We start from the raw sequence: 23988 nt of genomic DNA on the forward strand, positions 1-23988 counted from the left end.
TCCTCTCTGAATTCTCGATCTCACGAAGACGTGCGCTTCTACCCCGCCATTGGGCCCGAAAACAGCTCGGTTTCGGGCCCAATGGCGGGGTAGAGGCGCACTTTCAGTCGACCTGGCGCGGCAGCGCGCGCCGGGTCTCGACGGCGACCGCCGCCAGGCTGAGCAGGCCACCCGTCACGACGACGAGCGGCGTCAACATCCACACGAGCACCACGCACATCACGAGCGCCGCCAGCAGCAGCGCCGAACCCACCAGGTCGTCACGAGAGCGCGCCGCGCCGCGGGCCAGCAGCCGCCAGACGGCACCGGCGCCGGCAGCACTCCCGTCGTCCGCGCCGTTCCCGGCCCTGGCCGTGCTCCCGGCGCCAGCACCCAGTGCGGCGCCGCCGTCCGCCCCGGGGCCGGACCCGGCGCCCGCCCCAGCCGTACTCCCGGCACTGCTGTCCGCCCCCGCGCCGCCGTCCGACCACGCCGCCGTCGTGCGGACCAGGACCACCGCGGCGCAGGCCGCGGCCGCCCACGTCACCCAGCGCACGGCGGACGCGCCCGGCAGCGCGCCGGACGCCGTCAGCCCGGAGTTGACGACCACCACGACCGCCACCCCCAGGACCAGCACGCCCAGCACCCACAGCCCGCGCACGGCCGCGACCCAGTCCCGCCAGAACGAGCGGACCGAGGTGTCGTACCCGCCGAGGTGCCGCCGCAGGTGCGCGGCCCCCGCGGCGAGCGCCGCCGGGGCGGTCACCACGGCCAGGCTGCCGGCGAGCACGAGCAGCCCGGTCAGCAGCGTCTCCCCCAGCAGGGGGAACCAGCCCTCGCCGGCCTGGCGGCGTCCGCGGGCCGGCGGCGCGGCGGACCCGTCGGCCTCCTCCTGTGCGCTCACGGCGGTCAGCCCTTGAGGCCCTGCGTCGCGACGCCGTCGACCAGGTACCGCTGGAAGACCACGAAGAACAGCAGCACCGGCACGAGCGCGAGCACGGCCATGGCCATCTGTGCGCCGTAGTCGGAGACCGACGTCTGGTCCACGTAGAGCCGCAGCGCGATGGGCAGCGGGTACGTGTCGGGCCGCTTGAGGTAGAGCAGCGGGCCGAGGAAGTCGTTCCACGACCAGATGAAGGCGAAGATCGAGCTGGTGATCACCGCCGGCCGCATCAGCGGCAGCAGCACGAGTCGGAAGATCCCCCAGTGCCCGCAGCCGTCGATCCGCGCGGCCTCGTCGAGCTCACGTGGCAGCCCTCGCAGGAACTGCACCATGAGGAAGACGAAGAACGCCTCCGTGGCGAGGAACTTGGGCGCCAGCAGCGGAACGAACGTGTTCACCAGGCCCATGGAGTTGAACAGGATGTACTGCGGGATGATCACCACGTGGAACGGCAGGAGCATCGTGCCGATCATCACCGCGAAGTACACCCCGCGCCCGGGAAAGCTGATCCGCGCGAACGCGTAGGCGGACACGGTGGCCGACAGGACGATGCCCACGACCGACCCGACCGCGAGGATCAGCGAGTTGAGCACGAACGTCCAGAACGAGACGCCGCCGATGCCGCTCAGCGCCGACGTGTAGTTCTCCAGCGTCCACGTCTCGGGCCACAGGTTCACGTTGCCGACGATGTCGCCGCTCGGCTTGAACGAGCTCATGACCATCCACACGCCGGGGTACAGGATCACCACGGCGACGGCGATCACGAGCACGTGGAACACGACGGACCGCAGGCGCTTGCGCCGTGTCGCCGTCGCGCTGGCGGAGCGGCTCACGTCGGTACGCGGGGCAGTTGTGGTCGCTGTCGTCATCGCACGTCTCCCGTGTAGTGGACCCAGGCACGCGAGGTGCGGAACAGGACGGCGGTGATGATGCCGACCACGAGCACGAGCACCCAGGCCATGGCCGAGGCGTACCCCATCCGGAACTCCGTGAAGCCCTTGAGGTAGAGGTAGAACGTGTAGAAGAGCGTCGAGTCCGCGGGTCCGCCGGTGCCGCCCGAGATGATGAAGGCGGAGCTGAACACCTGGAACGCGCCGATCGTCTCGAGCAGCAGGTTGAAGAACAGCACGGGCGAGAGCATCGGCAGCGTCACGGAGACGAACCGGCGGATCGGCCCGGCGCCGTCGACGGCGGCGGCCTCGTGCAGCTCCTGCGGGATCTGCTTGAGCCCTGCCAGGAAGATCACCATCGGGGCGCCGAACTGCCACACCGCGAGCAGGATCATCATCGGCATGGTCATGCTCGGGTCGCCCACCCAGCCGCCGGCCGGCAGGCCGAAGAACTGCTGGACCTGGTCGGCGATGCCGTCGTCGATGAACATGGCGCGCCACACGATCGCCACGGACACGCTGGCCCCGATGAGCGACGGCGCGTAGAACATCGAGCGGTAGGCGCCCTGGCCGCGGTGCTTCGCGTTGAGCAGCAGGGCGACGGCGAGCGCCGCCGCGAGCTTGACCGGCACGCCCACCAGCACGTAGACCGCCGTCACCTGGGCGGACTTGAGGAACCGCGGGTCGGCGAACAGGGCGGTGAAGTTGTCGATGCCGACGAACGTCGGGGCCCGGAAGAGGTTGTAGTCGGTGAACGCGAGGTACAGCGACATCAGCATGGGGCCGGCCGTCAGCAGCACGAACCCGAGGAGCCACGGGGACAGGAACGCGTACCCGGCCTTCACATCGGACCGGTCGCGCTGCGGCTTGCCGCCGCCCCGTGCGGGGGACGACGACGTCGCCGTCCCCCGCACGTTCCCGCGCCCGGCCGAGCGGCCGCGCTCGGTGGTGGTCGCGGACATGGTCAGGACCCGCCGAGGTTCGATTCGGCGCTCTGGAACCACTGGTCGGCGAACTCCTCCGGCGTGATGTTGCCGTAGGACAGCTCCTCGCCCAGCCGCTTGAACTCGGCCTCGACCACGCCGTAGCCCTCGACGGGCAGCGGGGTGTCCTCGGTGACGCGCTCGGCGACGTGCTCCTCGTAGCCGACGATCTTGTCGTCGATCGAGCCCGCGTCGACCTCCATGGCGTCGCGCTGGGCCGCCACGGCGGGCACGCCCTTCGAGGTGCCGAAGATCTTGCCCACCTCGGGGTCGTTCACGAGGAAGTCGATGAGCGCCGCGGCGGCGTCCGGCTCCTGCGTCGACGCCGACGACGAGAGCAGCATCGACGGCTTCCAGAACTGCGCCGAGCCGTCGGCACCGGTCGGCACCGGGAGCAGGTCGAGGTTCTCGCTGCCCGCGCCGGCCGAGTAGCCGGCCATCATGTTGTCCCAGGTCATCTCGGTCGCCGCCTGGCCCACCTGCATGCCGGTGAGGGGCTCGACCTGCTTGGCGCGCTCGACGGGGAAGAAGACGCCGTCGTCGCGCAGCGGCTGGGTGCGCTCGGCCCAGGCCACGAGGTCGGCCTTCTCGAAGGCCGGCGAGCCGTCGTCCGCGAACGCCGTCTTGCCCTGCTGCACCAGCCACTGGATGAACAGCCACAGCGTGCCGGTGTAGTCGGTGCCGCCGTAGATCTGCGGGTCGTGGTCGGCGCCCGCCGCGCTGACCTCACGGATCCAGGCGTCGTACTCGTCCCAGGTCAGGCCCTCCTTCGGCGGCTCGATGCCGAGCTCGTCCAGGAGGTCGTCGTGGTGAATCATGCCGAGGGTGTTCGTGCTGGTCGGGATGCCGTACTGGCCGTCGTTGACCGAGCCGGAGGCGAGCACCGTCTGGTCGAAGTCGTCGGTGTTCAGGTTCACGCCGAGCTGGTTCGACAGGTCCAGGAGCTGGTTGTTCGACGCGTACTGGTGGATGTAGGCGAGGTCCATCTGGAAGACGTCGGGCAGGGTCTGGCCGGCGGCCTCGGTGCTGCGGGCGGTCCAGTAGTCGTCCCAGGCCTGGAACTGCGTCTGGACGTCGATGTTGGGGTGCTGCTCCTCGAAGAGCGCCACCGCCTCCTCGTACCGGGCCGCGCGGTCGTCGTCCCCCCACCAGACGAGGGACAGCTCGATATCCCGGTCGGTGGCTACCGGCGCTGCCTCGGCCGAGGGCGTCGTACCGCCGCCGCAGGCCGAGAGGGCCAGGGCCGATGCCGCTGCGAGGGCCGTGACCTGGACGGCCGCCGTCCTTGTGGTGGTGCGTGTGCGGACCACGTGAGCCTCCTTGCTCTGTGTGCTGCTGGTGGCCGGCTGCATCCTCGACGGCCGACTGAATCGATACAATACCGCTACGGGAAGCGTTGTCCAGAGCCCCAGGTCAGGAATTCGTAACGAACTGCATCGTTGGAACTTAGGCCGCCACGGAGGCGTGGACGCAGACGAGCGCCGGGTCAGTGGCACCGGGCGGCGCGGCCGGGCTCACCCCTAGGCCGCCGAACGTAGGAGTCGTCGGCCCATGAGGGCTCATAGCGCGACCGGGCCTACGTTCGACGGCGGGTCGCCGGGCGGCGGGGCGGCCGGGCGGCGCGGCCGGGCTCAACGCAGGGCGTCGAACGTAGGGGCCGTCGGCGCATGAGGGCTCATGGACCGACCGGGCCTACGTTCGACGCCGCGCACCCCGCTGCTGTCGGGCCGCACGGCGCCGGCCGCGTGCGGCGCTCAGCGCCGAGCGTTGACCCGTCGAGCGCGGAGTTGGTGGCTTTCTCAGCGCGCGTACCGCAACTAAGCCCGCACTCATCAGCCGACGGCCCTGGCCAAGACCCGAGCACCCGGCACCGCCGACCCGACGCCGCCGCCAAGCCCAGGTGCGCCGCCGAACGTACGAGTCGTCGGTGCATGAGAGCTCAGGGAGCAACCACGCCTACGTTCGACGACGGCCGGCGGCAGCCCGGCGGTGGCCGGCCAGCGGACCGCGCCCCGCCCCGCGGCGCCGTCCGGCCGCCAGCCGGGCAGTACCGCCGGGCTCGACCCAGGCCGCCGAACGTAGGAACCTTCGGCGCATGGGGGCTCGGAGAGCGATCGAGCCTACGTTCGACGTCGCACTCGCGGCGGCGCCGTCGGGCAGCGGTCCCGCCCGGAGCCGCGCTCACTGCTCAGTACCAACCGCCAACTTTCATTGAGCGCGGAGTTAGTTGCATTCTGAGCGCGGATTCCGCAACCAGACCCGCGCTCATCAGCGGTCGGCGCTGGCCCGGTGCCGTGCCGCGCCGTCGAACGTAGGAGTCGTCGGCGTGTGAGCACTCATGGAGCGACCAGGCCTACGTTCGACGGCGGACGGCGGCCGGCGGCGGCGCGCGGCGGGACGGCGGCCGGCGGCGGCGCCGTCGGGCAGCGCCAGGTGGCGGCGTCAGCTCGCAGTCGGGGCCGGGGTCGGCGTGTCCTTCAGCGGGGGCCAGCTCGGGCCCGTTCCGCGCATGGACTCGTAGAACGGATCACCTGTTCCGATCTCGCCGGCACGCACGATCGAACCCGTGAACGCCGACCGGTAGATCGCGGCGACCAGCTCCAGTGTGCCGCGCACGTCGGCCGCGGTGACCGGCAGCGCCTCGCCCGCGGCGAACGCCCGGTACGTCGGCACGAACTGGGCGAGGTGTCCCGACGGCAGCGCCTCGGGGTCCGGCTGCCACAGCTCGGCGACGTCGTCACGGCCCACGGCGGGCGTGAACGTCCAGTCCGCGTCGGTGTACCCGTACAGGTGCGACAGCTCGATCGTCGCCGCCTCGGTGTCGAACCGCAGGTCGGAGGTCTCCCGCGGGGACAGCAGGGAGTTGGTGATCGTCGCCATCGCGCCGCTCGCGAAGCGGACGATCGCCATCGAGACGTCCTCGGTGTCGACGTGCCGGGCGAGGCGGCCGGCCAGGGCCGTCACCTCGGACCACGGCCCGAGCGTCGCCAGCAGCAGGTCGAACTGGTGGATGCCGTGGCCCATCGTCGGCCCGCCGCCCTCGGTGTCCCAGCGGCCGCGCCACGGCACCTCGAAGTACGCCGGCCCGCGGAACCAGAGCGTGTCGCACGTCGCGACGAGCGGGCGACCCAGCGCGCCGTCGTCGAGCAGACGGCGGAGCTGCCGCGCCCCGTGCCCGAACCGGTGCTGCACCACCTGCGTGAACGACGCCGTGGAGGCGGCCTCGGCAGCCGCGATGCGGTCGATCTCCGCGAGGGACAGCGTGGCGGGCTTCTCGACCACCACGTGCACACCCGCCTCGAGCGCCGCCACCGCGACGTCCGCGTGGACGCCCGGCGGTGTGCAGATGTGCAGCACGTCCGTCTCGCCCAGCACGTCCTCCAGGGAGGCCCCGTGCCCGGCGACGCCGTGCTCGCGGGCGAACTCCTCGGCCCGCGCCGCGTCGATGTCGACGGCGTGCACCAGGGTCGCGTCCACGCCGTGCGCCGGCAGGTCCGCGATCGCTCGCGCGTGGGCTCCGGCGATGGCACCTGTGCCCAGGATCGTGACTCTCATTGTGCTCCGTCCTCGTCGACGCGTGTGATCGATCACTCTACCGAGTCGACACGACCCCGCCGCGCCGATCCGCAGGAACCCTACCCGCGGGACCGACCTATGGAAAGGGCTTTCCCGCTACTCCGGCCGGGGGCGGGGCGCTTACGGACCCACCCCGATCCCCTTTGGGGCCAGGGTTTCTTCGCTTTGGACTGCACCAAAGCGAAGAAACCCGGGCCTCAAAGGGGATGGAGCACGGCAGCCCGACCGACCGGATCAGCCGACCCAGCCGGACCCGACCCGGACAGAGCCGACAAGAGGACTGCCCCCGGTCGACCCGGCGAAGTGCGCTTCTACCCAGCGATTAGGCCCCGAAACAGGCTGGTTCCGGGCCCAATCGCTGGGTAGAAGCGCACTCTCGGTCGACGCCGGCGCACGACGCCGCGGCTCGGCGCCAGGTCAGCCGACGACGGCCTCCACCACGGCGCCAGGTCAGCCGACCACGGCCTCCACCACGGCGCCAGGTCAGCCGACCACGGCCTCCACCACGGCCAGGTCAGCCGACGACGGCCTCGAGCTCGGCCGCCACCGTGTCGACGTAGCTCTCCGGCGTCCCCGGCGGCAGCAGCCCCGGCAGCGCGAGCAGCACCCGGAGGTCCTCCTCGGCCCCGGCCAGCCCCGCGACGTCGCCCAGCCCGTCGGATCCGCCCGGCACCTCGGCGGCGCCGACCAGCGCCTCCAGCTCCGCGGCCCGCGGGTCGTCGATGCCCTCGCCGGAGTGCGTCCGGCGTCGGACGAACTCGGCCCACGCGGCCAGGCCGAACGCCACCCCGTGCGGCTCCCGCCCCGCGGCGAGCGAGTCGGCGAGCACGCCGCCCCAGCGGAACGGGATCTTCTGGGTGCCGTCCATCGCCACCTGGGCCGTGGTGTGCCCGGTGTGCGGGTTGGCGAACCGGGACAGGATCTGCTCGCCGTACTGCTGCAGGTCCAGGCCCTCGGGCGCGGTGAGCGTCGGCAGCGCGTCCTCGAAGAGGTACTGCCGCGCCCGCTCGGCGATCACCGGGTCGGTCACGCCGCCCGCGATCGTCGAGTGCCCGGCGAGCCAGCCCGAGTACGCGACCAGCGAGTGCGTCCCGTTGAGCAGGCGCAGCTTGGCCTGCTCGAACGGCGCGACGTCCTTGGTCAGCGTGGCGCCCGCCGCCTCCCACGCGGGGCGCGGTCCGGCGAACCGGTCCTCGATCACCCACTGCGCGAACGGCTCGCCCACCACGAGACCCTCGTCCCGCACGCCGAGCGTCCGCTCCACCTGGTCGCGCTGCTCCGGGGTGGTCGCCGGCACGATCCGGTCGACCATGGAGCACGGGAACGTGACGCTCGCGTCGAGGAACGCGCGCAGGGTGTCGCCCTCGGGCCCGGGCAGGGCCGCGTCCGCGGCCTCCCGCACCAGGCGTTCGAGCACCCGGCCGTTGTCGACCATGTTGTCGCAGGTCAGCACAGTGATGGGCGCCCCGGACGCGGCCCGCGCCGCGAGCCCGCGCACCAGCAGCCCGATCGCCGACGCCGCCGGCCGCACCGCGCCCTCGGAACCACCGGCCGCTGCGCCCCCGGCGGCGACCACCGCGGCCAGCGCCGCGAGGTCCCCGGCCACCGCCTCGGTGTCCAGCGAACCGTCGGGCCGCCGCGCGTAGCCCTTCTCCGTGATCGTCAGCGTGACCACGTGGGTGGTCGGTGCCGCGAGCGCCGCCAGCACGCGCTCGGTCTCCTCGGCGGGGTAGGCGACGTCGACCACGGACCCGATGAGCTCGACCGAGGACTCCTGCTCCCCCGCGGTGAGCACCGAGTACACGCCGCCCTGGGGGCGGAGCTGGTCGCGCACGGTCGCGGACCGCTGGGTGACGCCCAGGATGCCCCAGGTGGTGTCGCCCGTCGCGATCGCGGCGCGCTCCGTGTAGACGGCCTGGTGCGCCCGGTGGAACGCGCCGATGCCGAGGTGGACTATCCCCACCGCCGTCGGCATCACGGGTGCGTCGATGCCGCCCGGGAGGTGGTCCCGGTGCAGGCGGTCCTCAGTCATCGCGTGTCTCCTTGACTTGTGCCACGAGCTGCGTCGGGTTCACGAACCGCAGCGCCACCACGAGCATGACGAGCATGGTCGCGGTGTAGATCACCGACAGGGCCGAGATGAGCTGTCTCGCCTCGCCACCGCCGGCAGCCGTCATGCCACGGTAGATGGCGACGACGAGTGTGTCCGAACCAGGGCCCGACACGAGGAAGGTCAGCTCGAAGAGGCCGACGGTCCGCACGAGCACCAGGATGGCCGCCGCGAGGATACCCGGCACGAGCAGCGGGGCCAGGATCCGCGTGAACACCTGCCAGGTGCGGGCCCCACACATCCGGGCCGCCGACTCGATGGCGGGGTTGATCTGCTCGATGAACGGCGTCATCGTCAGTATCACGAACGGGACGGACGGCACGAGGTTGACCAGCACGACGGCGGTCAGCGTGCGGCCCAGCCCGAACGAGTACATGACGGTGGCGAGCGGGATGCCGTAGGTGATGGGCGGCATGAGCACCGGCAGCAGGAACAGCAGCATGACGGCGCGCTTGCCCGGGAAGTCGCGGCGCGCCAGCACGTAGGCGGCGGGCACGCCCACCAGCACCGAGATGACGACGACGAGGACGGCGACGCCGACCGTCACGCCGACCACCTCGCCCAGCGCGAACCGGTCCCAGGCCTCGACGTAGCGCTCGGTGGTCAGGCCGTCGGGCAGCCAGGTGTCGAACCACTGCTTGCCGAACGAGTCGACGACGACGGCGACGAGGATCCCGAGCAGGAACACCCCGAACGCTGTCATGCCCGCCCAGACGAACCAGGTGGACGGTCGCGCGGCGAGCGGCCGCTCCAGCGTGGACGTGGCCATCAGCCCTTCCCTCCCGTGGTCCCGCGGTACAGCAGCGAGCGCAGGCCCAGCACGGCGACGACGACGAGCAGCTCGACCGCGCCCATCATCAGCGCGATGGTGGACGCCATGGCGTAGTCGTTCTGCTCGCCGAACGCCCGGAACGCCATGAGGGACATGACCCGGGTCTCGCCCATGGCGTCACCGACCAGCCGGGCCGACGGGAACACCGAGAACGCGAGCACGAACGTCAGGATGAACGTCGTGGCCAGCCCGGGTGCGAGCAGCGGCAGGACGATCCGCCGGAACCGCTGCCACCAGCCGGCGCCGAGGGTCTTCGCGGCCTGCTCCAGCGACGGGTCGATGCCCGACAGGTACGAGGAGATGAGCAGGAACGCGAACGGGAAGCCGGTGATGACCAGGGAGAACATGACGCCCAGGTAGTTGTTCACCAGCTTGAGCGGCTCGTCGATCAGGCCGATCTCCAGCAGCGTCCGGTTGATCCAGCCCTGCCGCCCCGCGAAGATCAGCAGCCCCTGCGCGGTGAGCACCGTGCCCAGGGTGATCGGCAGCACCAGCAGCGACGTCAGCAGCCGCTTGCCGCGGAACCGGTGCCGCAGCACCATCGCCACCGGGACCGACGCCAGCACGTTGAACAGGGCGGCGGGCAGGGCTAGGCGCATCGTGAGCCACACGGAGTCGAACACGAACGGGTCGCGGAAGAAGGCGACGTAGTTCGCGAGGATCCCGCCGCCCCACTGCTCCTGCATCGCCGCCGTGGGCTGGATCGTGAGCCCGATCCCGTACGAGAACGGGTACACGAACAGCGCGACGGCGACCACGAGCCCCGGCAGGAGCAGGAGCAGCGCCGGGTCCACACCCCGCTCGGCCAGCCGGTGCCGCAGGCTCGCGGTCGCGCGGGTGGGACTACTCATGGCGCGCCTCCGTTCCGCCCGGCGGTCACGCCGCCACCTCCTGCGGCACGACGGCGGCGTCCAGCGCCTCCGGGAACACCAGCACCCGCTCGACGGGGGCGGTCAGCGTGACCGCTCCGCCGACGTCGGGCGCCGTCGTCGCGCGGGCGTGCAGCATCGTCTCGCCGGCCTGCACCCCGACGGCGAACTCCCGCCCGTGGTACTCGACCACCGAGACGGCCCCGGGGATCGACCCGCCGGTGCCCGCCGGGCCCGCGCCCGAGCCCGCCACGGAGAAGTCCTCCGGGCGCACCGCCACCCGCACGCGGTCCCCTACGCCCAGGGCGCCGACCGCGCGGCCCGTGAGCCGCACGCCGCCGGCCGGGCCGGCCGAACCCGCCGGGCCGCCCGTGCCCGGCAGCTCCACCACCACCTCGCCCCCGGACGCCGAGACGACGGTCGCGGGCAGGATGTTCCGGTACCCCATGAAGTCGGCGACGTACCAGCTCGTCGGGCTCTCGTAGAGCTCGTCGGGCGTGCCGACCTGCTGCACGCGGCCCTCGCGCATGACGACCAGGCGGTCGGCCAGGGACAGCGCCTCCTCCTGGTCGTGCGTCACGTAGATCGTCGTGAGCCCGAGGGACTGGTGCAGGCGCCGGATCTCGGTGCGCATGTCGAGCCGCAGCTTGGCGTCGAGGTTCGACAGCGGCTCGTCCATGAGCACGAGCGATGGTTCGAGCACCACGGCGCGCGCTATGGCGACCCGCTGCTGCTGCCCGCCCGAGAGCTGGCCGGGCAGCTTCCTGGCGTGCTCGCCGAGCTTGACCAGGTCGATCGCCGCGCGCACCCGCGAGCTGATCTCGGCCCGCGGCACGCCCTGCATCTGCAGCCCGAACGCGACGTTCTTCTCCACGCTGAGGTGCGGGAACAGCGCGTACGACTGGAAGACCATGCCGAACCCGCGCCGTTCCGGCGGCAGGGTGTCGATGCGCCTGCCGTCCAGCCGGATCTCGCCGTGCGTCAGCGGCAGCAGGCCGGCCAGGCAGTTCAGCGCCGTCGACTTGCCGCAGCCCGACGGCCCGAGCAGGGCGACGAACTCGCCCGCCCGGATCGTCAGGTCCAGCCCGGCGAGCGCGTCCACCCCGCCGAAGCGGCGGCCGACGCCCCGCAGCTCCAGGGACTCGAAGTCGCTCACCCTTCCTCTTCCTCCACCTTGCCGCCGCCGACCTCGCGGTCCCAGATGTCGAACGCCGTCACCATGGAGTCGGCGTCGAGCGGCGTCACGGCGTCCTGCGACTCGATGAGCTCGTCGAACAGGGGCCGGCCGAACTCCTCGATCACGTCCTGCGACTCCTGCGGCGCGAGGTCGAGCGTCGCGCCCTCGACCGCCGGGCCCGGGTAGAAGTAGCCGGCGTCGTACGCCTTGGCGTTCTGCTCGGGGGTGAGCATGTCCTGCAGCAGGAGCAGGATCGCGCTGATCTTGTCGGCGCTCTGCCCCTTCGGGATCGCGGCGTAGTGCGCGTCGGTGACCCACGTGAAGTCGTCGAACGCGGCGGCCTCCAGCGTGTTCGGGAGCTGCCCCTCGGCGCGCGGCGCGATGTCCCAGCCGGTCGTGGTCGGGATCATCGACCAGGTGCCGTCGGCCATGTTGGTCACGACCTGGCCGGTACCCGTGGGGTAGGTGTCGACGTACTCGCCGAGCTCCTTGAGGTACGCCCAGGTCTTGTCCCAGCCGTTCTCGGGGTCCTTCGGGTCCTTGTCGCCCAGGATGTACGGCAGGCCCATGAGGAACGTGCGGCCCGGGCCGGAGTTCGCCGGGCGCGCGTAGCCGAACTTGCCGGGGTTGGCCTTCGCCCACTCCAGCAGCTCGTCGGGCGTGGCGGGCGGGGTGCCGACCACGTCGGGGTCGTACTGGAGCAGCGGGCCGGACGGGTAGTACGTCGTCACCACGCCGTAGCCCTCGGCGAGCTCCTGCATGTTCGCGGCGGGCTCCAGGTAGTTCTCCTGGTTGGTCAGCCGGTCGCCGTAGTCGTCCACGACCGGGATCCACAGGTCCTGGCTGATGCCGGCCGCGAGCCCGTCGTTGCCGGTGAACACGACGTCGATGGACAGGTTGCCGCTGTCCACCTGCGGCTTGACGATGCCCGTGACGTCCGGCGCGCCGCCCGTCTCCCAGGTCACCGACTCGATGACGTCCGGGTTGTTCTCGACGAACTCGTCGACCATGCCCTCGGTCAGCCGTTGGTTGCCCGCGACGTCGAGGATGTTCAGGGTGACCGGCTCCGACGGCGTCTCGGGGACGTCGGCCGCGTCGGTGACGGCGCCGCCGCTCTCGCCTCCGGGGGCCGACGGCGGGGCGCAGGCGGTGAGCAGGGTCAGTGCGGCGACGCCGACGAGCGCCGCCGCCTTCTTCGAGGTGCGCATGGTGCTTCCTCTCTCTCGGGCTCCTTCGCCCAGGGTCTGCCGGGACGGGCGTCAGCTGACCGGCCCGGCGGGAGCGGGTCCGGAGGACCCGCGGATCATGAGCTCCACGGGGAGCTGGACGCCGGCCGGCGGGTCGCCGCCGCGCAGGCGCGCGAGCAGCAGGTCGACGGCGCGCCGGCCCAGGCGGGCCAGCGGGGCGCGCACGGTGGTCAGCGCCGGCGAGACCAGCGTGGCGAGCTGGACGTCGTCGAACCCCACCACGGACATCCGGCCCGGCACGTCGACGCCGCGCTCGCGCAGGCGGCTCAGGATGCCGAGCGCCATGAGGTCGTTGAACGCGACGACGGCGGTGACGCCGCTCGCGACCGCATGGTCGGCCGCCCGGGTGCCGCCCGCGAAGTACGGCTGGAAGGTGCCCAGCCGCACCAGGTCGAGGTCCCAGCGGGCGGCGGCGTCGACCAGCCCGGCGAGGCGGCGCCTCCCGGACCAGGACGACGGCGGGCCCGCGGCCACGCCCACCGACCGGTGCCCGAGCGCGTGCAGGTGCCCGAGGACCTGGGCCGCGCCGTCGGCGTCGTCCACCGCCACGGACGGGATCCCGCGCGCCCCGGCCGCTCCCTCGGCCGAGCCGCCGCTCTCGGCCGCGCCGTCACCCTCGGCCGCGCCCGCGAAAGCAGCGATCTCGGGCAGCTCCCGGCTGGCCAGCACCGCCGTCAGGCCCACGAGCGCAGCGCTCAGCTCCGCCTCGCCCGACCGCGGCGACGCCACGATCAGGCCGTCGGTCCGGGCGGCGAGCGCCCCGATCAGCTCGGGCTCGACGTCGGGGTCCTCGTCCGAGTCGGCGACGAACACCTCGTAGCCCTCCGCGCGGGCCCGCGCCTGCACGCTCTTGGTCACGGACGCGAAGTACGGGTTCTCCAGGTCGGGGACCAGCAGGCCGACGGCGTGCGTGCGGCCCATCCGTAGTCCGCTCGCCGCGACGTTGGGCCGGTAGCCGAGCTCGGCGGCGGCCCTCGTGACGCGGTCGCGGGTCGCGGCGGCCACCCGCTCGGGGGCGGTCAGGGCACGCGACACCGTGGAGATCGAGACCCCGGCGGCGCGCGCGACGTCGTGCACCGTGACCATGCCACCTCCTGGGTGATTCGCGACACTGCGAACGTTTGCACCTATCGTAGGGTTTGACTGCAAACGTTCGCAACGCCCCGTTTTTTACGTTCGTGCCCCACGTTCGTATCGAGCGGGGCGAGTGCCTACGATGTGGAAGCGCTTACCCGAACCGGCAACGATGCCCGCAGGAGGACACTGTGACCGACACCTGGACGCTGCACCCCGATCGGGCCCTGCCCGCCGACCCCGTGACGCGGCCCATCGCCCGCGAGATCTACGCGGCGGTCCGGGACCTCCCGATCGTGTCGATGCACGGCCACGTCGACGTCACCGCGTTCGCGGACGACGAGCCGTTCCCCGACCCCGCCCAGCTCCTCGTGGTGCCCGACCACTACCTGACGCGCATGCTCGTGTCGCAGGGCGCCACGCTCCCCGAGCTGGGCGTCGGCCCCGCCGGTGCGCCCGGGTTCGAGGCCGACCCGCGCGAGATCTTCCGCCGGTTCTGCGCGGGCTGGAAGCACTTCCGCGGCACGCCCACGCGGTACTGGACCGAGCACGAGCTCGTCGAGATCTTCGGCGTCACCGTGCGGCCCTCGGCGGAGACGGCGGACCAGGTCTACGACCAGATCGCCGAGCGGCTCGCCGAACCGGACTTCCGCCCCCGCGCGCTCCTGGACCGGTTCGGCATCGAGGTCATCGCCACCACGGACCCGGCCTGGAGCACGCTCGACGAGCACGCCAGGCTGGCCGCCGAGCTGCCCGGCCGGGTGCTGCCGACCTTCCGGCCCGACCCGCTGCTGCACCCCGCGCGCGCGACGTGGCGGGGCGACCTGGAGCGGCTGGCGACGGCGTCCGGCATCGCCACCGACACGTACGCCGGGTACCTGGCGGCGCTCCGCGAGCGCCGCGCCGCGTTCGTCGCGGCGGGCGGCCTTGCCACGGACCACGGCCACTTCAGCGCGGACACCACCCCGCTGCCCGACGACGTGGCGCGCGCCCTCTTCGAGAAGGCCTTCGCCGCCGAGCCGGCAGCGGAGGGCGCGGTGCTCTCCGCCGCCGAGGAGGCGGCGTTCTCGGCGCACATGCTGTTCCAGATGGCCGCGATGTCGGCCGAGGACGGGCTGGTCATGCAGTTCCACCCGGGCGTGCTGCGCGACCACGACCCCGCCGTCGCCGCGGCGTTCGGGCCCGACAAGGGGTACGACATCCCCGTGGCCGTCGAGTTCGCGCAGGGTCTGCGCCCGGTGCTGGAGGCGTTCGGCAACTCGCAGAGCTTCCGGATGATCGCGTTCACCATCGACGAGGACGTGTACTCGCGCGAGCTCGCGCCGCTGGCGGGCGTGTACCCGGCCCTGCGGCTGGGCGCGCCCTGGTGGTTCCTCGACGCGCCCGACGCCATGCGCCGGTTCCGCGAGGCCGCGACGGAGACGGCCGGGTTCTCGAACATGTCGGGCTTCGTGGACGACACCCGCGCGTTCTGCTCGATCCCGGCACGGCACGACCTGGCCCGCCGGGTCGACGCCGGATACCTCGCCCGGCTGGTCGCGGAGCACCGTCTCGACCTGGACGAGGCCGTGGACACCGCCGCCGACCTGGCCTACCACCTGCCGAAGGCGGCGTACGCGACCCGCTGAGCCGGGCGCACGGCCGACCCGGACGCGCCTCGCTCCGGACGCGCGCCGCCGATCCCCTTCGAGGCCCGGGTTCCTCCGCTTTGAGGCGCCTCAAAGCGGAGAAACCTAGGCTTCGAGGAGGAGGTCCGGTCGCGGCGTTTTCACGGACCGGACAGAACGACCGCCCCGGGTGGACCCGGGCGCCGTCACTGAGGCACAGTTCCAGTACACCCCCATATATCCGCACATCGACCTCTAAGACGGATGGGACACCCCGTGACCGCTGACTCCCCGCGCCCCATCACCGACCACACCTCGCACGCGGCCTGGCTGCCCGACGACGCGTTCGCCGCGATCGGCAGCCGCCGGGTGGTGGTGGCCGGCGACGGCGCGCTCGCCGGCACCGTCGCCGAGGAGGTCGCCGCGGCGACCTCCCGGTTCGGCGGCGCGTTCTCCCGCCTCGAGGTGGGTGACGGCGTGGCCGACGCCGAGCTGGTGCTCACGCTGACACCCCCGGACGCGGGCGACGGCGCGAGCGCGGTCACCGACGACGCCCCGGGCACCGACGAGAGCTTCCGGCTCACCCGCGAGGCGGGCGCCGTCGTCGTGCAGGCCGCGTGCGACGCCGGGCTGCTGCACGGGCTGTTCCACGTGGTGCGCCTGGGCGAGGCCGCGTTCGACGGCCCGGACGTCGACGAGACCCACGCCCCCGCCACGGACCTCCGGATGCTCGACCACTGGGACAACGTGGACGTGCACCCCGTGATGGGCCAGGTCGAGCGGGGCTACTCGGGCGGCTCCATCTTCTTCGACAACGGTTTTGTCCACGCCGACCTGTCCCGGGTCGAGCGGTACGCGCGGCTGCTGGCCGCCGTCGGGATCAACCGCGTGGCGATCAACAACGTCAACGTGCACGCGCGCGAGGCGCGCCTGCTCACGGAGGACCTGGGCGACGTCGTCCGGGTTGCCGCCGTCTTCCGGCGGTGGGGCATCCGGGTGCACCTGTCGGTGTCGTTCGCCTCACCCATCACGCTCGGCGGCCTGCCCACCTCGGACCCGCTCGACCAGGGCGTCGCCCACTGGTGGGTGCGCGCGGCGGCGCGGGTCTGGGACGCGATCCCGGACTTCGGCGGCTTCGTGGTCAAGGCGGACTCCGAGGGCCAGCCCGGGCCGTTCGCCTACGGGCGCACGCACGCCGACGGCGCGAACATGCTGGCCGCGGCGGTCGAGCCGTACGACGGCCTGATCCACTGGCGCGCGTTCGTCTACGACCACCGGCAGGACTGGCGCGACCGGTCGACCGACCGCGCCCGCGCCGCGTACGACCACTTCCACCCGCTCGACGGGGCGTTCTCGGACAACGTGGTGCTGCAGGTCAAGTACGGGCCGCTGGACTTCCAGGTGCGCGAGCCCGTCTCCCCCGTGCTGGCCGCGATGCCGCACACGCGGGTGGCGCTGGAGCTGCAGATCACCCAGGAGTACACCGGGCAGCAGCAGCACGCCGTGTACCTGGGCCCGCAGTGGAGCCAGATCCTCGGGTTCCGCTTCTGGGACCCGGCCGGCCGCGAGGGCGGCTCGCCCACCGTCGCGGACCTCGCAACGGGCCGGGCCAAGGCCGTCGAGGACCCGGGCACGGGCACCTGGCGCAAGCCGGCGGGCGGGTTCGCCGCCGTCTCCAACGTGGGCGACGACGAGTTCTGGACGGGCCACCCGTTCGCCCAGGCCAACCTCTACGCGTACGGGCGGCTGTGCTGGGACCCCACGCTCGACCCGGCCGCCGTGCTCGACGAGTGGGCGGGGCTCACGTTCCCGGGCGCGCCGGACGTCGTCCGGCAGGCCCTGCACGCGGTGCTGGACCGGTCGTGGGAGACGTACGAGCAGTACACCGCGCCGCTCGGGGTGGGCTTCATGGTGCGCCCCGGCCACCACTACGGGCCCGACGTCGACGGCTACGAGTACACCCCGTGGGGCACGTACCACTTCGCGGACCGGGACGGCATCGGCGTGGACCGCACGGTCCGGACCGGCACGGGCTACGCGGGCCAGTACCCGGGGCCGTGGTCGGCGGCCTTCGAGTCGCCGTCGACCTGCCCCGACGAGCTGCTGCTGTTCTTCCACCACGTGCCGTACACGCACGTGCTGCACAGCGGCAAGACCGTGGTGCAGCACATCTACGACACGCACTTCGAGGGCGTGGCCCGGGTGGAGGCGATGATCGAGGCGTGGTCGCAGGTGTCGGAGCACGTGGAGCCCCGCGTCGCGGAGCGGGTCTCCGAGCGGCTCGCCGAGCAGCTCCGCAGCGCCACCGAGTGGCGGGACCAGGTGAACACCTACTTCCTCCGGAAGTCCGGCATTCCAGACGAAAAGGGCCGGATCATCTACTGAGCGGGTGATCTCCGGTCGCGCTTCGGTAACAACCACAACGGTAGGAGCGGGGGCTTCGTCCCCAGGTGTGTAGATCGCGCCCCTTCACACCTGGTGGTCCCCCATGCCCGACGCCGTCCCAACGGCCCCGTCCGCCCTGCCCGTCGCCCCGACGGCCCGACAGCACCTCGCCGAGGTCCACGGCCTGCGCGGGCTCGCGCTGCTGCTCGTGGTGCTGTTCCACCTCTTCGGCGCCGGCCGGGTGTCCGGAGGCGTGGACGTCTTCCTGGTGATCTCCGGGTTCCTGGTGACCGGGTCGCTCGTGCGGCGCGCCGAGTCGCGCACCCTCCGCCTCGGGGCGGTGTACGCGCGGAACGCGGCCCGCCTGGCGCCGTCGGCCCTCGTGGTGCTTGGGGCCGTCGCGCTCGCCGCGTGGGCGCTGCTGCCCGCCGCGCGCTGGCTCGACGTGTGGCGGCAGGTGGTCGCGTCGGCCCTGTACGTGGAGAACTGGGACCTGATCTCGAACGAGCTGGCCTACGGGGCCGCGGGGCCTGCGGCGAGCCCGCTCCAGCACTTCTGGTCGCTCTCCGTGCAGGGTCAGTTCCTGCTGGCCTGGCCCGTGGTCGTGCTCGCCGCGGCCTGGCTGTGCCGGCGCGCGGGCGTCCTGGTCCGACGGCGGCTCGCACTGGCCGTCGGGATCGGGTCGGCCGCCTCGTTCGCGGGTGCCCTCTACCTCACCGGGGTGCTCCAGCCGGTGGCCTACTTCCACACCGCCACCCGGTTCTGGGAGCTCGGCCTGGGCGCGCTGCTCGCGCTCGTCCCGCTGCACGGTGCCGCGCAGCTGCGCACCGCGGGCGCGTGGGTCGGGCTCGGCCTCGTCGTCTCGTCCGGCTTCCTGCTCGACGGCGGTGCGCTCTTCCCCGGCATCTGGACGCTCTGGCCGGTGACGGGGGCGCTGCTGGTGCTCGCGGGCGCCGGCACGCCGGTCTCGTGGGGTCCCCGGCGGGTGCTCGACCTGGCGCCGCTGCGGTTCCTGGCGGGGATCTCGTACGAGCTGTACCTGTGGCACTGGCCGGTGCTCGTCTTCTACCTGGCCCTGCGGAACTTCCCGGCCGTCGGCTGGCGCGGGGCCACGCTGGTGCTGGCCGTGTCCGTGCTGCTGGCCTGGGCCACGCGGCAGGTGGTCGCGCGGCCCGTGGGCCTCGCGGTGCCGCGCGCCCTGACGCTGCGCCGGTCGGCCGTCGCCCTGGTGGCGGCCGCCGCCGCCACGGCGCTCGTCGTCGTGCCGACGGCGGCCGCGAGCATCGGCGTCGAGACGCGGGAGGCGGCCCAGCTGGAGCAGCTCGAACACCTCGGTTCCGAGTACGCGGGGGCCGGGGCGCTGCGCCCGCAGGGGACGTCGGGCAGGCTCGCGGCGCCGGCGGGCGCCACGACGACGTCGGGCACCACGTCCGCCGAGGCACCCGACCAGGCGCCGGTGCAGCCAGCCCCCGAGGTGGCGAAGCACGACCTGCCCCCGACCGACCACGACCCGCGCTGCATCCAGGAGCACGGGAACGGGCCGGGGTTCGACGAGGTGCGGGTGTGCACCCTCCACGACCCGGCCCACCCCGTCCGGACGGTGCTCGTGGCGGGCGGCTCGCACACGTACCAATGGGCGCCGGCTCTCACCGAGCTCGGCGAGCAGAACGGGTGGCGCGTGCTGCTGGCCGGCAAGGGGCAGTGCCGCGTGCGGCTGGACGCGGTGCCCACCGACGACTGCGCACGCTGGAGCGCCAACCTGCTGGCCGAGGCCGTCGAGCTGGACCCGGACGCGGTGTTCGTGACCGGCACGCACACCTACGAGGACGCGCCCGAGGTGGTGCTCCCCGCCGAGGTGGCGGCCTGGCAGCAGCTCGACGCCGCGGGCATCCCCGTGGTCACGATCCGCGACAACCCGCGGTTCGAGTGGAGCCCGCCGAACTGCGTGTCGTCGCACGGCCGCGACGCCGCGCGGTGCGTGCTGGACCGGTCCGAGGTGTTCGCCCAGCGCAACCCGGTGCCGGCCTACCCCGGCATGCCCGCGAGCGCCGCGCACGTCGACCTGTCGGACCTGATCTGCGAGCCCGAGTCGTGCCCGCCCGTGATCGGGAACGTGCTGGTGTACCGGGACGGCTCGCACCTGTCGGCCACGTACGTGGGCACGCTCACGTCGGCGCTCGGCGACGCGGTGCGGCGGGAGGCGCCGTGGTTGTACTGAGCGCGGGCCGGGTGGGGTGCGACTAGCGCGGCGTGTAGCGCGTGTGGCTGTACGTGCCCTTGCCGAAGGCCAGCACCTTGGTGGGCTGGACCGCGAACACGAGGGCGGCCCCGCCGATGTCGTTGGTGAAGGCGTCCTCGCCCACCTCGTACTGCCACTGCCCGGTCCACTTGGTGCGCCAGGCCTCGGCGAGCTTCTCCAGCGTCCGCTGGTCGGTGACGCGCCGGGCCGGGCCCTCGACCATGACGTCCAGCCCCTTGTTCCAGGTGCTGTCGCCGGTGGTCAGCACCACGTTCGGGTTGGCCTCCAGGTTGACGGCCTTCTGCTCCTCGGGGCCGGTGCAGAAGTGCAGCGCCCCCTCCAGCCAGACGGCGACGAGCGGCGTGACGTGCGGGCGGCCGTCGGCGCGCACGGTGGTGAGCCAGGTGAGCTGGGCGTTCTCGAGCACCCCCTGCGTCTCCTCCCACGCGGTCGGCTGCACGCCGGGGTCGCTGAATCGCGCGTCGAGCTCGGTCACTGGGTTGTCCATGAGGCTTCTCCTTCTGACGACGTCGGAAAGTGCTCTGCGACGAGCCGGTCGATCTCGCCGGCGGTGCTCCAGCCCGGGCTGAACCGGTTCCGCATCACGGCGACCGCGATGCCGGAGTCGATGTCGGCCCAGGCCCCGGAGCCGTTCGCGCCGAACATACCGAAGGCCGACCCCGGGCGGGAGGGGGCCGCGCCCGGGCGTGACGGCGCGAACCCGAAGGCCCACGTCGAGGGCACGTCCAGCACGGCGTCGCGCCCTTCGAACGCGGGCCGTGCCAGCTCGGCCAGCCGGGCCGGCGACACGAGGGCGGTTTCGCCGTACCCGAGCAGGCCCGCGAACACGCGGGCCGCGCCGCGGGCCGACATCGTGCCCCCGGAGGGGATGTCGCCCGTGAGCACGTCGCGCCGGTTGGCGAACGCGGCGTCGGGCCGGATCCCGGGCGGGAGCGCGCGGTCGGCGGGCGAGCCCGGCTCGGGCCAGGACGGCGGACCGGGGTCCGGCTCCTGCCGCGCGACCCGCCCCAGCAGTGCCGGGGGCACGCCGAAGTGCACGTCGTCCTCGACGCCGAGCGGCCGTGTGACGGCCTCGTGGAGCCACCACGACAGCGTGCGCCCGGTGGCCCGGCGCACCGTCTCGCCGAGCAGGAAGCCGAAGGTCTGGGCGTGGTACCCGAACCCGGTGCCCGGCTCCCACCAGGGCTCCTCGTCGGCGAGCAGCCGGCACATCCGGTCCCAGTCGCACAGGTCCCCGACGGTCGTCGTGTACGGCGGGGCGGGCACGCCCACCGAGTGCATCAGCACGTGCCGCAGCGTCGCGCCGCCCTTGCCGTGCGCGGCGAACTCGGGCCAGACGTCGGCGATCCGCAGGTCGTGGTCCAGCTCGCCGCGCTCGACCAGCACGTGCGCGACGGCGGAGGCGATCCCCTTGGCCGTCGACGCGGCGAAGAACAGGGTGTCGGGGGTGACGGTCGCGCCGCGCTCGACGTCGGCCAGCCCGCCGACGGCGTCGACCACGAGATCGCCCCGGTGGACGACCGCCACCTGGAGGCCGACCTCGCCGCCGTCGGCCACGAGCCGGTCGACCGCGTGCTGGACCCGTGCCTGTACGTCAGCCGCAGCGTCGTCGCCCATGCCAGGTCCGACGATGCGGCCCGGGAAAACTCATCGGCGCGGGTCCCGGGGGACGGTTAGGTTGTCACGGGCGAGCTGGAGTCGATGTTCGGCGTCCGCCGCTAGCATGCGCTGCTGACCATCTCCGACGAAGGAACGTGACTGTGCTGACGATCCGGCCCGCCCGGCCCGAAGAGCTGCCCGCCCTGACCACCCACCCGGACGACGACGAACGGAACGGCGCGACCGCGGACTACCTCGCCGGGCTGCTCGACAACGGCTGCACCCGCCCGGACTGGTGCCTGGTGGCCGAGCGGGACGGCGAGCTCGTCGGCAACGTCGTGCTCTGGACCATCCCGGGCCGCTCGGTGCCGATGGACCTGGTGCTCTTCGAGCCGGGCGACGACGAGACCGCCGCAGCCCTGCTGGCGCACGCGGCCGAGCTGGCCCGCTCGCTCGGCGCGGACACGCAGGGGCACGTGCTGGACGCGCCGAGCCAGGCCCCGCAGTTCCAGGCCGACCCGCAGCGGCGCGAACAGCTGCTCGCCACCCAGGGTTTCGCCGTCACCCGCGACGGGCACCGGTTCCTCCGGGCGGACGGCGACCCGCTGCCCGTCCAGGACGACCGGCTGCGCTGGCGGTCGCTCGCCGAGCTGGGCGAGGAGCCGTTCGTCGACCTGCTCGCCGAGACCTTCACCGACACGAAGGACTCGATCTTCCTCGCCGAGGTCGCCGAGCACGGCCTGCGGGGCGCCGCCGAGCGCAACCTCGCCGAGATGCGCGAGCTGGACCACGAGCCGGGCTGGTTCGAGATCGGCTACGACGAGCAGGACCGGCCGGTCGCCGTCAGCCTGCCCGCCCGCACCGCGAGCTCCGCGGTGATCGGCCTGATCGCCGTGGCCCCGGCCGGACGCGGCCACGGCTACGCCACCGCCGCCGTCGCACGCGGCACGCAGGTCCTGGTCGAGGCGGGCGCGACGGAGATCCGCGGCGACTGCGACGCCGGCAACGTCGCCATGTTCAAGGCCTTCCAGCGCGCCGGCTACCGCAACTTCGCCGACCGCAAGATGTTCAGCCGCCCCCTGTAGCGCTTCGCGGACGGGCGCCGCGCGCAGGCGGCGCGCGCGGGCCCCGCGCGCGGGCCCCGTCCGTGGGCGCCTAGCCCGCGTCCGGCCGCGGGGCGTACATGATGACGGCGACGCCCACCAGGCAGACGAGCGCGCCGATCACGTCCCAGCGGTCGGGCCGGAAGCCGTCGACGGCCATGGCCCAGACCAGCGAGCCCGCGACGAAGACGCCGCCGTAGGCGGCGAGGATGCGCCCGAAGTGAGCGTCCGGCTGCAGCGTCGCGAAGAACCCGTACAGGCCCAGGGCGATCACGCCGGCGCCGATCCAGAGCCAGCCCTTGTGCTCGCGCACGCCCTGCCAGACGAGCCAGGCACCGCCGATCTCGAACACGGCTGCGGCGAGGAACAGGACGATCGAGCGGAACACGGTCACCGGGGTGACGCTACGCGCCGGGCGTGTCCCCCGGGACCTTGCTCGTCTCGACCCGCGCCCGCGCCGGCAGCCCGATGTCCCAGAACTGGATGGTCTGCAGCGTCCAGAACAGCACGAAGACCAGCATCTGCACGGTCTCGACCACGAACAGCGTCTGCGGGAACAGATCGGGGAGGAACCGGTCGAGCACCACCATGGTCGCCAGGCCCACCACGAGCACCACGGCCATCACGACGGCGATCCAGCGGTACAGAACCCGGTAGGCCCTGGGCGACAGGCCGCGCAGCCGGTCGAGCGCCTGGGCCGTGACGGCGACGTCCGAGCCGTTGATCCAGGCGACGGCGACCAGGCAGCCGAACAGCAGCACGGCCGCGGCGTAGTGCGCCGTCATGAGGAAGCTGTCGGGCCACACCAGCAGCCAGACACCGGTCGCGGCCCAGGTCAGCCACGTGAGCCACAGGTCCCAGCCGTGGTAGCCGCCCAGGTCGCGCCGACGCGGCCAGGTGGCGAGCACCAGCACCAGGCCGCCGACCAGCAGCAGCGCGCCGATGTTGTTGCCGACCCGCTCGGGCACGTCCACGCAGTACGGCTCGCCGGTGCACTTCGCGGCGTCGAGCGGCGTGGGCACGAGCGCGACGACGACGGCGAACATGCCCGCGAAGTTGAGCAGCACCTCCTCGGCGCCGCGCCGGCCCTTGATCGCGATGAGGCACGTGCCGATGGCCACCAGCGTGCCCACGAAGATGCTCTGCACCGGCGAGTAGAAGTACGCGCTGATCGACGCGTGCCACCACTCCTCGCCGGAGTCCAGCCGCCCGTGGTCGGCGACGATCTGCATGGTCAGCGACACGAACAGCACCAGCACCACGGCGACGATCGCCACCCGTAGATAGCGGTACGTCAGCCGTCCTGGGTCCCCCTGCTTGATAGCCATGCGCACACCTTCGCGCAAGAGCCGCA

19 protein-coding genes are annotated in these 23988 nt (G+C 72.9%); 4 read left to right on the top strand and 15 right to left on the bottom strand.

The window, feature by feature from the left end:
- Nucleotides 1-103: 103 nt before the first annotated feature.
- The 11 genes from ACFV9Q_RS08185 to ACFV9Q_RS08235 form a co-directional block, all read right to left on the bottom strand.
- The gene (locus tag ACFV9Q_RS08185; protein WP_377233982.1) at nucleotides 104-883 is read right to left on the bottom strand and encodes a Poxvirus protein I5; all 780 of its coding nucleotides are present in this window, start codon (nucleotides 881-883) and stop codon (nucleotides 104-106) included.
- 5 nt (nucleotides 884-888) lie between these two features.
- A complete protein-coding gene (locus ACFV9Q_RS08190) occupies nucleotides 889-1791 on the bottom strand; it encodes a carbohydrate ABC transporter permease (RefSeq protein ID WP_377231134.1) in 903 nt (300 codons plus the stop codon).
- Complete coding sequence (locus ACFV9Q_RS08195; protein WP_377231135.1) at nucleotides 1788-2774, bottom strand: carbohydrate ABC transporter permease; 987 nt, start codon at nucleotides 2772-2774, stop codon at nucleotides 1788-1790. Before ACFV9Q_RS08195 ends, ACFV9Q_RS08190 begins: the two co-directional genes overlap by 4 nt.
- A gap of 2 nt (nucleotides 2775-2776) precedes the next feature.
- Complete coding sequence (locus ACFV9Q_RS08200) at nucleotides 2777-4105, bottom strand: ABC transporter substrate-binding protein (RefSeq protein ID WP_377233983.1); 1329 nt, start codon at nucleotides 4103-4105, stop codon at nucleotides 2777-2779.
- A gap of 1132 nt (nucleotides 4106-5237) precedes the next feature.
- Nucleotides 5238-6350: a Gfo/Idh/MocA family protein gene (locus tag ACFV9Q_RS08205; protein WP_377233984.1), complete on the bottom strand. Its 1113-nt coding sequence runs from the start codon at nucleotides 6348-6350 to the stop codon at nucleotides 5238-5240.
- A gap of 535 nt (nucleotides 6351-6885) precedes the next feature.
- A complete protein-coding gene (locus tag ACFV9Q_RS08210) occupies nucleotides 6886-8403 on the bottom strand; it encodes a mannitol dehydrogenase family protein (RefSeq protein ID WP_377233985.1) in 1518 nt (505 codons plus the stop codon).
- Nucleotides 8396-9250: an ABC transporter permease gene (locus tag ACFV9Q_RS08215; protein ID WP_377228757.1), complete on the bottom strand. Its 855-nt coding sequence runs from the start codon at nucleotides 9248-9250 to the stop codon at nucleotides 8396-8398. The genes ACFV9Q_RS08210 and ACFV9Q_RS08215 overlap by 8 nt, the downstream gene beginning before the upstream one ends.
- Nucleotides 9250-10164: an ABC transporter permease gene (locus tag ACFV9Q_RS08220; RefSeq protein WP_377233986.1), complete on the bottom strand. Its 915-nt coding sequence runs from the start codon at nucleotides 10162-10164 to the stop codon at nucleotides 9250-9252. Before ACFV9Q_RS08220 ends, ACFV9Q_RS08215 begins: the two co-directional genes overlap by 1 nt.
- Nucleotides 10165-10189: 25 nt before the next feature.
- Nucleotides 10190-11338 (bottom strand): ABC transporter ATP-binding protein, encoded by a 1149-nt coding sequence (locus tag ACFV9Q_RS08225; RefSeq protein WP_377233987.1) that lies wholly within the window; start codon nucleotides 11336-11338, stop codon nucleotides 10190-10192.
- Nucleotides 11335-12567: an extracellular solute-binding protein gene (locus ACFV9Q_RS08230; RefSeq protein ID WP_377233988.1), complete on the bottom strand. Its 1233-nt coding sequence runs from the start codon at nucleotides 12565-12567 to the stop codon at nucleotides 11335-11337. Before ACFV9Q_RS08230 ends, ACFV9Q_RS08225 begins: the two co-directional genes overlap by 4 nt.
- Before the next feature lie 51 nt (nucleotides 12568-12618).
- Nucleotides 12619-13692, bottom strand: a complete 1074-nt coding sequence (locus tag ACFV9Q_RS08235) for a LacI family DNA-binding transcriptional regulator (RefSeq protein ID WP_377233989.1) — start codon at nucleotides 13690-13692, stop codon at nucleotides 12619-12621.
- A gap of 179 nt (nucleotides 13693-13871) precedes the next feature.
- On the opposite strand from ACFV9Q_RS08235, the gene uxaC reads away from it, so the two are divergent.
- The 3 genes from uxaC to ACFV9Q_RS08250 all read left to right on the top strand — a co-directional run bounded on the left by uxaC (nucleotide 13872) and on the right by ACFV9Q_RS08250 (nucleotide 19890).
- Complete coding sequence (gene uxaC, locus ACFV9Q_RS08240; protein ID WP_377233990.1) at nucleotides 13872-15308, top strand: glucuronate isomerase; 1437 nt, start codon at nucleotides 13872-13874, stop codon at nucleotides 15306-15308.
- A gap of 243 nt (nucleotides 15309-15551) precedes the next feature.
- Nucleotides 15552-17672, top strand: a complete 2121-nt coding sequence (locus ACFV9Q_RS08245; RefSeq protein WP_377233991.1) for an alpha-glucuronidase — start codon at nucleotides 15552-15554, stop codon at nucleotides 17670-17672.
- Nucleotides 17673-17775: 103 nt separating this feature from the next.
- Nucleotides 17776-19890, top strand: coding sequence for an acyltransferase family protein (locus ACFV9Q_RS08250; protein ID WP_377233992.1), 2115 nt, complete (start codon nucleotides 17776-17778; stop codon nucleotides 19888-19890).
- A gap of 22 nt (nucleotides 19891-19912) precedes the next feature.
- On the opposite strand, the gene ACFV9Q_RS08255 is transcribed toward ACFV9Q_RS08250, so the two are convergent.
- Nucleotides 19913-20419 carry a pyridoxamine 5'-phosphate oxidase family protein gene (locus tag ACFV9Q_RS08255; protein ID WP_377228765.1) on the bottom strand — a complete coding sequence of 169 codons (507 nt, stop codon included), beginning with the start codon at nucleotides 20417-20419 and terminating at the stop codon, nucleotides 19913-19915.
- Complete coding sequence (locus ACFV9Q_RS08260) at nucleotides 20404-21549, bottom strand: serine hydrolase domain-containing protein (RefSeq protein ID WP_377233993.1); 1146 nt, start codon at nucleotides 21547-21549, stop codon at nucleotides 20404-20406. Before ACFV9Q_RS08260 ends, ACFV9Q_RS08255 begins: the two co-directional genes overlap by 16 nt.
- Before the next feature lie 137 nt (nucleotides 21550-21686).
- Here ACFV9Q_RS08260 and ACFV9Q_RS08265 point away from each other — a divergent pair, with 137 nt between their 5' ends.
- Nucleotides 21687-22616 (top strand): GNAT family N-acetyltransferase, encoded by a 930-nt coding sequence (locus ACFV9Q_RS08265; RefSeq protein ID WP_377233994.1) that lies wholly within the window; start codon nucleotides 21687-21689, stop codon nucleotides 22614-22616.
- Between the two features lie 70 nt (nucleotides 22617-22686).
- Here the strand turns inward: ACFV9Q_RS08265 and ACFV9Q_RS08270 are convergent, their stop codons facing one another.
- Entirely contained in the window at nucleotides 22687-23028 is a 342-nt protein-coding gene (locus ACFV9Q_RS08270) for a YnfA family protein (RefSeq protein WP_377233995.1), read from the bottom strand.
- Nucleotides 23029-23038: 10 nt separating this feature from the next.
- A complete protein-coding gene (locus tag ACFV9Q_RS08275; RefSeq protein ID WP_377233996.1) occupies nucleotides 23039-23962 on the bottom strand; it encodes a hypothetical protein in 924 nt (307 codons plus the stop codon).
- Nucleotides 23963-23988 lie beyond the last annotated feature (26 nt).

Source organism: Promicromonospora sp. NPDC059942 (genome assembly GCF_042731755.1).
Taxonomy (GTDB): domain Bacteria; phylum Actinomycetota; class Actinomycetes; order Actinomycetales; family Cellulomonadaceae; genus Promicromonospora.